Origin of the sequence: Dielma fastidiosa (assembly GCF_000313565.1) — a bacterium.
GTDB lineage: Bacteria > Bacillota_I > Bacilli_A > Erysipelotrichales > Erysipelotrichaceae > Dielma > Dielma fastidiosa.
Window position 1 is genome coordinate 1 of sequence record NZ_HE578931.1, and the last position, 13,141, is coordinate 13,141.

General features: G+C 35.4%; 1 protein-coding gene. It reads right to left on the reverse strand.

Annotated features, from left to right (window positions below):
• Positions 1 to 13,132, reverse strand: a 13,132-nt coding sequence (locus DAHG_RS20000; protein WP_034457441.1) for an Ig-like domain-containing protein, incomplete at its 3' end; no start/stop codon positions are given.
• Positions 13,133 to 13,141: the final 9 nt, after the last annotated feature.

Consider the following 13,141-nt stretch of genomic DNA (forward strand, 5'->3'; position numbering starts at 1 on the left):
CCGTCCGTGTGAACTGATCCGCATAGATGAACTGAACGCTCTGCATTTCATTCAGGTTCAGCTTCAATGAACCGCTGTGAGTCAGAGTATCCGGAGTCCATTCCAGAATGAATGGCTGATCATAATCGATCTGAACAAGGGCTGGAACGGTAAACACATAGCATTCCCGTTCGATATCCCATTGTCCTTCCAGACTGTTTTCTCCCTGTTTCAGTTTGATGCTTGTCAGCTCAGGGCCGGTATCTACCTTCACCGTGTAGCTTACAATATGACCATTTTTACCGGAAAGCATATACACAACCTGACCTGTACTAAAATCAACTTGCGTCTTCCCACTTATCTGTACCTGATTCTGTGCAGTTACTGCTATTTCATTACTAACTGTGAAAATAGGCGTTATCTTTGTTAAATTCACTGTCTCAGGCAACATAATTGAAATTTCATATGATTCATCATTAATGATGCCAAGATAATCATTATCACCATCTATAATTTTAAACTCAGTAATTCTGGCATCTTCTTCAGGAACACTTTCATTTAATGCCCAAACTGTATAAGTTGTAACATTTTCAACATTTTTTGAATCAATAATGCTGTATGTAAGTGAGTTTGTAAAGTTATTAACCGTTTCCTTACTTATTTGAATAACATCTCCGACTCTCACTTCCGCATCGTTTACTTCAGTTCCTTTCTGACTTAAACTGAATTCAGCTATCAGTGATGCTTTGCTAACAAAAGTTGGCAGTAAAACAGTTATCGTATGATTATCATTATCAATATTTCCTATATAAGTATTATTATTTTTATCTGTGAGTATAAACTTTTCCATTAATATTGGTGTAGGAATTTGCTTGCTGACATTGACCATAAAGACTTTATATTTACTTGGATCTGTTTCTGACATAACAGTAATCATTGCGATTCCTTCACTTATGCCGCTGACTTTACCAGTATTGTCAACAACTGCAACTTTCTCATTGCTTGAAGTAAACCTCAGTTTATCAGCCTCTATTGCTGATTGATCCAACGGGTCTGTTTCAAGCGTACAGTTAATTTGTGTTTCTTCACCAATTTCAATATTGCTCTTTACAATTTCTGCATCCAAAGTAATAACAGAAACATTGCGGATTTCAACATGAATGCTGTCTTCACCAATACCTTTTACTGCTTTTACATTTATTGCTGCATTGCCACTGCGTTTTGCAGTCAATACAACACCTGCTTCATGCTGTTGTATTGTAAGCAGATCGGATGGTACGCTTGTCCAGTTTAGATATGGATTACCGAGTCCGTTTACTTCAAGTTCAGTATTTAAAGTTGCTTGATCTTTACCTTCTATTAGATAAAGTATTATTGATTTATTATTATCTTCATCAACAAGTACTGAATCACCCTTAATATTAATTGCTGTAACTTCTTGGACAGCTTTTAATACTTTTACAAGACAAATGCTTTCAATCGTTTTTATACCATCTATGCCATCTCCGCTGATGTCAGCTTTTACTTTTAACGTAAAATCTTCATCGCTATCAATAACACCCGCTTTCAGTTGTATTTTTGACTGATCCACAGTATCAGTTGTAAACCTTAATTTATCTCCATCATAACTATTACCCTTTGAATCATACAAAGACCATGTATATTGCACATTTTGTCCTTCTGTAATCAATGGATGCAGCTGAACTTGCAAGTTTCCACTCATGCCGCTTTCCAATTGTATGTTTTCTTGGCTTAAATTAAGTTCATATTCCGGAATATTTAAAACATTAACTACAATTGTTTTAGTAACAGAACTTGAAGAATCTACAGGTCTTATAGTGATAACCGCTAAGCCCTGTGCTAATGCGCTTATTATTCCATCTTCATCAATAGTAGCCACTGCTTCATTATCACTTATCAAGCTTAAAGTTGGATTAGATGCTGCTGAATCTGCTGCTGCAACTATTTTCTTAGCTGAGCCAGCATATAACTCGAGTCTTGATCCTATATCATTACCCTCTTCATCTCTGACTGTAATATCAGTGACGGGTGTTTTTGCTTCTGCACTCACCTTAATATTAACAAAAGCATTCACACCATTAATGTTAAGAATTATCAGAGCTGTACCTGCTTTATCAAATGTATTGACTACCGCTTTTAATGGATCATTTTGATTTTGAGTAACAGTCGCAATTGTTTCATCAGTGCTTGACCAAGTAAAGGTTAAATCATTTATATCGCCAGTATAAACAGCTGTAGCATTCAGTACCTGACTTTTTCTAAAGCTTAGTTCTGTGGAAGATGGTGAAATTTCTAATGATTTAACAAGACCATTTGGTTCCTTTACTGTAACTGCAAACGTTGCTTTTACGGCTGAAGCTATATCTTGATCTAATTCATCATCATGAATAATAATTGTATGATTGCTGATCGCATGTAAATTTGCAGTGCCAGCTGATACTGCAGTAACTATACCCGTTACTTGATCTACCTTTAAAACTGCTTCATTATCACTTTGCCATCTTATTTCTGTATTTAATGGAGTAATTTCATTATGAGAAGTATCATAAAACTTAACCTTACCCAAAGCTATCTCACCCATAGTAAGAGTCTCTGGAATGTTGATTACTTCAATTTCAGTTACTGCCACTGGCTCAGGAACTTCTTGTATTGTCTCTAGCACAGAAATTGTTATTGTATCACTAATACCATTGGCTGCTATTACTTGAACTTCTGCTGTACCTACAGCTACAGCTGTAATTTTGCCTGTATCATCTATCTTTATAATATTATCACGGATAATTTCATTGCCATCACCGTCAGTTGTACTGATAATTTCTTGATTATTTGAATCAAACTCTCTGATCACCTGCCAAGTAAGTTTACCCGTCATTGCATCTAAAGGAGTAGGCATTACGCTTAATTGTATGCTGCTAGTTGTACTGCTGTTTTTTACTAAAACTTTCCCGCCTACAATCTTAAGTGAAGTTAATGTCCCTTTCTTCACAGTTACATTTAATTCATTACTTATAATTGAACTATCTGCCTTTGCCTTTGCCCTCAAACGGTAAGTTTCAGAATTACCGTTTAGCAATTTTTTTGCTTGTAAGGTATATCCTGAACTTGTTTTAACAATCTCGACACCATCACTCTCACTTAATTCCTTAAATTTTGTTAAAGACTGATCATATATTTCCCAGATCAATTCTGTGTTTGAAGTATTATCAGGAAGAACCTTTACTGGTAATAATGCACTGTATCCTTCTATTAATTCTATGGAGGATTGTGCAATTTGTACTGATTCAATTTTAATTTCTGAAATTAAAATTACACATTGTGCTTCTTTACCATTAATAGATGCTGTAACAATCACACTTTCACCTGGCACAACACCTGATACTGGCTTAATTCTGATTTTTGTCAAATCGCCGCCAATAGTTTCATAAGTCACAATTCCTGTTTTGCTAAGCTTCCACTGAACTTCTTTATTCTGAAGATCGCTTGGTAGAATACTGGCATTTAATTCAACACCTGTCGTGTCTTTAGAACCTAAAGTTATTACTTTTTTATCAAGTGTTATGTTCTGAGCGCTGGCATCCTTAGTCGATATAATAATTTCTGAAACTACATCGGAACCATCACATGCAGCAGCTGTTATTTTGACATTTCCGCCTTTTTTTATAACTTTGATTCTGCCGATGGAAGCTTCTTCTTCCATGATTCTGACACTATCTGGGTCTGAACTAGTCCAACGTAAGATTTTATTACTAGCATCTTTTCCATCAACCCCAATCACTTCTGCAGTTATCAATGCTTCGTTGCCAGGTTCCAATGAAGTTTCTGGACCATGTAATAAAATGCTTTCTACTAGTACTTCATCCAGGACTACCCTGATAACACATTCAGCATAAACACCGTTTTTCTCTGCTTTTAATATTGTGCTACCGCTTTTTAAAGCTGTTAATGTGACTTGATTACCATTTTCTTCTATTGATAAAATTGAAGAATTACTAAGCGTCCAAGTTGGATTCTCAAGCTGACTGCCTGCATTTCCGCTTGCTGTTACCTCTATCTGTTCACCCTTCACCAATAATACTTCACTTTGATCTAATATTATTTGTGTCAAATCTGCTGATGTAGAGGTAACGGTACATGTTTTCTTAATTCTTTCATCAGCAGTACTGATTGCTGTTATAACTGCTGTTCCTGCCTTTAAAGCAGTCATTAAACCTGCTTCATTAATTGCTATGATAGATGGATCACTGCTTTCCCACTTTATACGCTGATCAGTAGCTTTTAAACGGACCCCATTAATTGTTTCTCCCCAGACGACTGCACTCAGTTCTTTACTTTGGCCCGCTATTAAAGATGATGTTTCTGCTAAACTAATCAATTTCGGCTCAATGTAGGCTATTGTTCCTGAAAGCTGGGCAGTACAATGAATACCTTGCGCATTAACAGCCATAGATTCTGCGGTTATAATAATTTGTTTTCCTGCTGTAGCTTCATTTCCTACCTTAATGTATACCATTCCTTCAATATACTCATCATTGCTTATTGTCTGTCCTGAAGCATTTAGGAAAGTTACGCTTGTATCATTACTTGACCATTTAACCTTTTGTGAAACTCTGTCTGAAGGGTCTACAATCGCCTTAATTTGTGCATTATCCGTTCCTGGTTTTAAAATAAGTGCTGATTTACTAAAAGATATACTTTGAGCTGTTGGCTCTTCGATATGAATTTTTTGCTTATATTCAATATCTTTATTATTTTCACCTTTAATTTTAACTGTGAGAATAACATCACCTGAACTAAGTGCTTTGAAGCTTCCCGTGGCTGTAATTTCTGCATGTACATCTTCATCTTCAGCATCAGCATTATTTAACGACCATAGAAATTCGCTAGCTGAAACCGTAGCATTTCCCGGTTCATATATTGCTGATAATTGCAGCTGATCTTTAGCGGTGACAGCCATACCTTCAATGGCACTGCCATCTTCTTTTATACCCTTAAGGATTGCGCCAGCTGCTGTACGGATACCATTTATTTCTGTAACATAAATCTTTTTATCTGTAACCTGTACTTCAATGATTAAAGGATCTGCTTGATAGCCGCTTAGTTCATTTATTTCGGGTGTTACAGTAATAATTGTTTCACCAATTTTCCCCTTAAATGTCAGTTTGCCTGATGAATCAACTGTTGCTATACTTTCATCACTAGAAGTGAAGTGCAAACCACGATTCGTTGTTGATTCTGGTTCAAATCCAATATTCAATTGAAGACTAGACATTCCAACATTAACGCTAATTTGATTTCCTTCATTAGCGTATATCTTTTCTGGATATATTTCGATAATATCGATATCTGCCTCTGCTTTAATTGAACCATCTTCTTTACTAGTTGCAGTTACCTTAACTTTACCTGGTTTAAGTGCTGTTAAATAACCGTTTTCATCTATAACCGCTAATGGATCTGATACAGTATCCAGATTTTGAACCGACCAAACTACGCTAGGATTCGCAGCAGATAATGGTGTTGGTTCTGCCTTTAGTTTTAATGTTGTACCCTTGCCAAGTGAATAAAAATTATCTATTGGTAATGGTTTTCCTGTATCACGATCAATAATTTCTAAACTCTCAACTTTTGTCCATTCAATCATGATCCAAACGGTATCCATTATTTCATTGCCTAATGGTGAAGTAACTGTAATTTGTGCTGTATCACCTAATTTAGCCTGTTGACTTATCTTAACAATTGGCTTATTATCCAAATCCTTATCGATTATAAATATAGATGGCATAGAACTAGTATAAATAAGTTCAGCTTCTTCTTCACTAACTGAAGCCGGTTCTATTTTTGTATGAAGTTCAACAGATTTACCGATCTCACCGCTTAAGAAAGTTTTACCTTCAGGTAATATGATTTGCAGATTATCAATTGTGGCTTCTATGACATGAATTTCAAATTGTGTTTTAATTCCGCTGCCATCTAATGCCTCTGCTGTTACAACATAATAAACATCAAATGCTGTATCTACAATTGTTACCTTACCATTTTGATCAATAAGGGCTCCATTTGTTTCAACTAATTCATCATTCACTTTTTTCTGAATTGACCACCTTATATCCTTAATTGTCGCATCGTCATTCATCTTAGCTTCTAGTATTTGCTCAGTATGACTTAGATCCATAACATGGCTGCCTATTATCTTTAGTTCGGTAACCGGATTATTAACTATGAAATCGATACTTGCTACAACTTTAGATTCAGACTCAGCAGTAATTGTTGCCTGTCCATGCCTTAATGCATAAATTTCAATATGTTTGTTATTTTCTGAATCCTCAATAATACTCAAGACTTCAGGATTGCTGCTAATCCACGTTAGCTGTTCATCAATAGGCTGCATTTCTGCAGTTATTGTACGATTGTCATTAACGCATAATTCAGTATCCTTGTCTTCACCTTCAATCATTAAAATGATGCTTGTAGTTACTGCTTCTACCTTAACCTTGCACACAGCAATCTGACCGTCTTTGGACATAGCTTTTATGATAGTAGTGCCTGGTGTTTTACCCGTAATTTTCCCTGATTGATCGACTGCTGCGATAGTTGTATTTTCTGATTCCCAATATAAATCAGTACCCATACTTATTGGATTCACTCTTGCAGATAACGATGTCGTTTCTCCGCTCTTCATAGTTATTGAATTTTGATTCAGCGTCACTGTTGACGGATCACCTAACTCAGGATAAAGACCATTTAGACGCCATGTGCGATAAGTAATACCATCAAGTTCGGGGAGTTCTTTTATACCTTCATTTAATTGCCGTACAACTGATGAAGGATCAGATATTGGAGCTGTTGCTTGTGCAAAGTCTGCATGAATTTCATCCTTTCTATCTGTTGACTCTACCTCTGCCCCATTTATAGTTCCATTAAAAAATACATTTTCTTGTCTGAAAACACCTGGAGAAGTGTGTTCAACCACAGTCCAATAACTTCCATAGGTTGGATAAGTATAATCAAAGTGTGCAAATACATTTTTATTGAGAATATAGTCACTGCGGCTAGTAGCAATTCGTCCGATTATTGAACCAATATATGCCGAAATATTAGTTTGTATGGTGATATCTGTATAACAGTTAAATAAATTTTGTGATGTAGAATGGAAACTTTCATTAGCAATTAATCCACTAATCATTGCTGTTGCGGAACCACCTGCATTCACTACATTGATTTTGCCAGTTACCGATGAATTTACAATAAGTCGTAAAGCATCTGGTACATTTGAAGCTAAACCTGAAATTTGCTTTACTCCGCTGGAATGAGTGCGATAGTTAATTATCATATTATTGACGTCTACATTAATAATCGTTGATCCTTCATTCATTCCACATCCTGCAATTAATACTGCAGTTTGATTATTAACGGCTACTGAATCGTCGATATCTAATAATGGATTATTTATACTAATGTTGCGGAACTCAACCGCCTCACCTACTCCTGTTACTATTGCAATATTATTCGCTTTTGTCGTGCTTCCTCTAATTATTGGGGATTCAAAGGTTAAATCATGAATTACAGAATTTTTCATTCTACCAAATAATCCAACTAATCTATATTCAAGATTTGAAATCAAAAAGTTATTGATCGTTTTTCCATTACCATTGAAATTACCGCCAAAATAATAATCAGAATCATAAGCGATAGGTGTCCAATTTCGACCGCCAAAATCTAAATCATTATCTAAAATAACTTCAATACCATCATAGTGATTTAAATTTGCATTAACCTGATTAGCAATATAAGCAAGCTGAGATGGTCTTTGGATATGAATTACATTTTCAACAGGTGTTACCATTTCTACTGAGCCATCCCATGCGTCTGAGATATTTTTATCCTTTATTTGAATAATTACTTCATCATAAATTTCTGGATTAATTGATGATGATGCTCTGACTGTGACAGTACCGCTGTTATCTCCTGTTAATAAAGTACCTTTAGAAGATATTGAAGCATTTGTATTTTCATCATTAATTAAACTCCAATTCAGTAATGAAGCATCAGCATCACCCGGTTTTAGATAAGCATTTACTTTTTCTATACTGTTCACATAAACAGTATCCAAAGCTTCAAGCTGAATCTCACTAATATCTAAAGGTTTAGGTGTTACCATCAAAAGGCAGGTAGATTTAGGATATCGATTATCTGATGGTGTCATTGTTATCACGGCGGCAAATGTAGGCACCGCAGTGTCCTTAACTTTTACTAACCCGTTATTATCAACCGTGACATCAGGGTGACTGCTCGTGTATGTAACTTTGACATCCTGAGCTGTAAAAGGTACAATCACTTTTTCTAATTGCAATGTTTCACCTGGTACAACCACTTTAGAGGTTGGATTCACAGTAATACTTGTGATATTAGGACTAGCAAAACCTGGAGGTTCATTACCTGAGGTATACCATGAATTATAGTTGTATTTATTATCCATCTTAATGATATGTCCATTTAACAAATTAACAAGCGAATCTGTTATCTTATCTGAAGCAATTATTTTATCATCAGCTATTTCTATTGCACCCGTTAAATCTTCAACTGGGGTTAGCTTACCAAAATGTTCACTATGAATATAAACATTATCACACGTTACTCTTGATGTATTTCTTACAATCGGATCAAAAGTTAATGGTTCCGAAAAATCAGTATCAATATCGAAATACGAATTACTTATTTCTACTAGTGTTGAACCCATATTAGTATTAGAGTAAAAACCACCTGTAATAAAAGAAGCTGAACCTTTGCTGTTATCAATAGTGATTTTTCCGGTTAATGCAACATTATATGTAATACCGTCTGGCATTACAATATGCGGAGAAATACCAGAGATTTGTTTTATTCCCCGATTGTTTGTTACATATTTAAGATCAATATTTTTAGCATCTATATTTATTAGTGTAAAACCATAGCCAGCATGTCCAAAAAGGAATGCTGCAGTACTATTTCCTTCTCGATAATCATCAATCATTAACTTACCATTACTAATAACGACATCACTGACTGAAAAAGTATCGATTGATCCACATAATAAGCCCATGTATGTAGCTGAATTTAAAGTAAGCTGAATATCAATTACAGGATTGATAAATTTAAAGTTTTTTATCACAACTGGATTATCAGCCGATCCAAACGCATTACCAAATAAACCTAAATCTTGCTGTGCAAATATTTTGTCATTAATCAGCATATTACTTATTGTTTTTCCATTACCATTAAATGTGCCTCTAAATGGATTGTATTGATTACCAATTGGTATCCAATTGTGGCCGCCAAGATTTATATCATTCATCAATAGGATTTCTTTATTTTTAAAGCCTTGATATAAACCAGCATTTGTTTGATCAGCAACCCAAGCTAATTCGCTCGGCTTTGTAATATAATACCTTACTCCATCATTATCTGGTTCTTCAATACTGCCATCCCATATGTTTCCTGAATGAATAGTAATCAGCTTTTCTACAATGATGCCACCTGCTTCTGCACGAACAGTAATTGCTCCTGCCTTATAGGCAGTAAGCAGACCTGAAGAGCTTACTGAAGCAATCTCACTCACAGTTTTAACACTCCATCTTACATTTTGCTCTGCTGATGTTGGTAATACTACAGCTTTCAGCTGAACTGTATCGCCTGCTTTTATCAACCCAGAATCCTGGATAATAATTGATTCTGCAGCAGTTTCATCAGGAAGTACAATAATTTCAGCCTGATCACTTGAAATCATCTGATTATTTTCAAATGCCTGCATTTCAATAACGGCACCTTGATGGGCAATTGCATTTCCACTGATTGACACTAAACCGTTATCATTAACACTGATTGAATCGCTGCCACTGATTTTAGAAAACTTTATATCGATGTTTTTACCAGCTATAAAAGGTATTAACTGGGTTTCAAGCTGTGCTGTTTCATTCTTATGAAGCTGAAGATAAGTATCTTTCAACACTACTTTATATGTATCACTGTCAGAAAAATAAGGAGAACTGCCTTCCTGATTGCTCCATGATAATGCTGGATAATTAGATACTGATGGTTTACCTAAATTCAGTTGATTAACCAATGCATTTTCAATGCTGCAGTCCGCTCTAAATAATTCACTGTTTAATTTTGTTGTCTTGTTACCCAGCGTTGTATCATTGATTACAGTATCTTGTCCGCTTCCAAACGCACGCATGTTTTCTTTACTGATTCTGCCGTTTGCATCATTGAAAACAGCATCGAGATGCCAATATACATTCGTTATTTCTGTATAAAACACCGAAGAAGTGGAAGCATAACCTCCAATTGCACCTGGTGGATTACTATTAAATACATTAGTTAGTGAATTATCTGCATATACATTATTCAAAGCAATATAAGAATTGATAGATCCTATCAAACCACCTACATATATTGGTTTAGACGGATTTGTAATTTCTTTATTTTCAATTCTCATTGATGAATAAGAATTATAAATTTTAAATGCAGTTTCTGCTGTAGAAGGAAGTGAAGCATTATCTGATCCCACTATAATACCGACAAGTCCTCCTAAATTTACAGTTGAAGCATTATTGATTAATGTTACTGTTCCCTCCGTGTATGAGTTAATTATCATGCCATTATATGCAATAGCTTTACCGATTAATCCGCCTGCAGTTGAAGCCTTGGCTGATAAATTTTGCGTCGTACTATTAGCAATAATGGTATTGTATTGAGCATAGCCAATTAACCCGCCAGTTAGTCCTTCAGATACTATGGCAGCATTTTTTGAACTAGTATTGGTAATAATAGAATCCTGTGCTTGACCTGCCAATGCTCCAGCAAAACTATCAGAAGTACCATTGATGATTACTGAATTATTTAATGTTAGATTGCTGATGGATGCATTATTCAGCCAGCCAAACAAACCATATAGTGTACTATCATGATCACTATACTTGGAGCCATCAATGTAAAGATTACTAATTGTATTTCCTTGACCATCGAAGTTTCCTGCGAAATAAGTACCCGGCTGCGAGCCTATCGGTATCCAGCTTATGTTATTGTTGCCATTTAAATCAATATTTTTATCTAAAACAATTGATTGATTCTCAAAGGTATTGCCTTTGTTTGTACTATCAGCTATCCATTTCAATTCACTAGCTGTTCTAATATGATACACGCCAGATATTAATTCTGGCTGTTTGCTGGAGATTCCATCCCATACTGTATCTTCAATATTAATCAAATAATCATCACGGATCAAAGTACCTTCAGCAATAGCTACAACTTTAACTTTGCCATGTCCCTTGGCTAGAAGCAGGCCGGTCATCTCATTAATTTCAGCTATTTGATTTTCACTGACAAGCTCTTCTTTGCCATCAGGATTATTATCTATATACCATCTTATATTGGATCGATCAGCATAAGTTGGATGCGCAGTAACAGTTAAAAGTTTTGAATTACCTGTTAGCAATTCTCCTGGGTAATTGATTTTTATTTTATCTGCTGAATCATCACTAATAACTATAAGCTTTACTGTTTCACTAATTGAACCGCATGTAACAATTAACTGAGCTGTCGTTCCAACTGCTGCATGATTGCCATTTATAATACCATTATTTACTGTAATTCCTGTAGTATTATCACTGCCATCATCATTTTTAATAACCCATGAGATGCTGTCTGTTCGAAACGCATCATATGGGAACAGCGATGTCTTAATTTCGTTTTCTTTACTGCTATGCAAATAATATACATAACTTCCATCTTCTGCCTTATATACAGGATATAAATCTATTCCTGTAACCGGATCAATCGCAAAATCAGCAAAAGCTGATATATGATATTGCCAATCTTTCAAGATGTAATCAGGATACTTCTTACGATTTTCATTTAGATTATTTACCATCATTGTAGATTGCAAGTCACTCGTATTACTACCTGGTATATCAATATTCACATTACTTTTATCACCAAGACCTATAGCTTTTTGGTTTTCAATTGAGATCGTAGCATCGCCATTAACCCACCCATTATCGCTGCGCTGCCAAAAAACACTTAATCTTGAACCAATAGTAATCGATGAATCAGAATCTATTTGCCCAATCAAGCCGCCTAAATTAGACTTAGATGCAGCTGCTATGTCACCAATTGCATATACGTTATCCAAGGTTGAAGAAGGCAAATAAGTATCATTGGGCAATTTAACTGCTCGACCAATTAATAACCCTAAATTATATGTAAAATTTTCTTCATTGCTTTGTATATTTGTTTGACTATAGCAATTCAAAATTTTTGAATTATAAATGGAACCAGTTAAACCACCCGCTGCTGAATCAGCGTATTCAGTTGCCAAGCCATTATTCAATACAATAACTGCACCACTCACAAAACTATTAAGGATTGTTGAATCTGCAACTCGACCAAATATACCGCCAATCTGATCATAACCAGAAATTGTTCCTGATACTGAAATACTAGAAACAATTGTATTATCAGCTTGTGCAATTAAACCAGCTGTTGTTGAATTAGCTGAGCTGCTTATTGCTTTATTTGTTACTGATGCATTTTTAACACAAAGGTTTTCAATGCGGCTATTTTTTGAATATGCTGCTATAACTGCAGCAGATACAGCATCATCACTTACTTTTTTATCAATGAATATCTCTGGCTCAATAATTTTGAAATCCTTTATAATTGCTGAATCAATGTATCCAAATAATGAGGCTAATTGTGTATTGGCCTTTTTTCCACTGGACATTAAACCATGGATGTTCTTACCTGCACCATCAAATATACCTTTAAAAGGGATATCTGCAGTTCCTATGGGCATCCATTCCTGCCCATTTAAATTTATATCATCTTCCAGCAATATCGTTTTGCCTTCGAAACTGATACCCTCACGTGTCTGTTGAGCAACCCATGCAAGCTCCTCGCCAGTATAAATATGATATGTATTTCCATCATTTTTTGGCGGTGTTGCACTTATGGTTCCGCTCCACTTCTCTTCTGCGCTGGCTGTTACTTCCGTTGCCTTTACTTCCTGTATGCCTATTTCTGGTATATAAGCTGATAAGCTCACTGCCATACATAGAGCCATTCCATATTTAAGCGCTTTCATCATTCCCTTTAACATCTCTCTCTT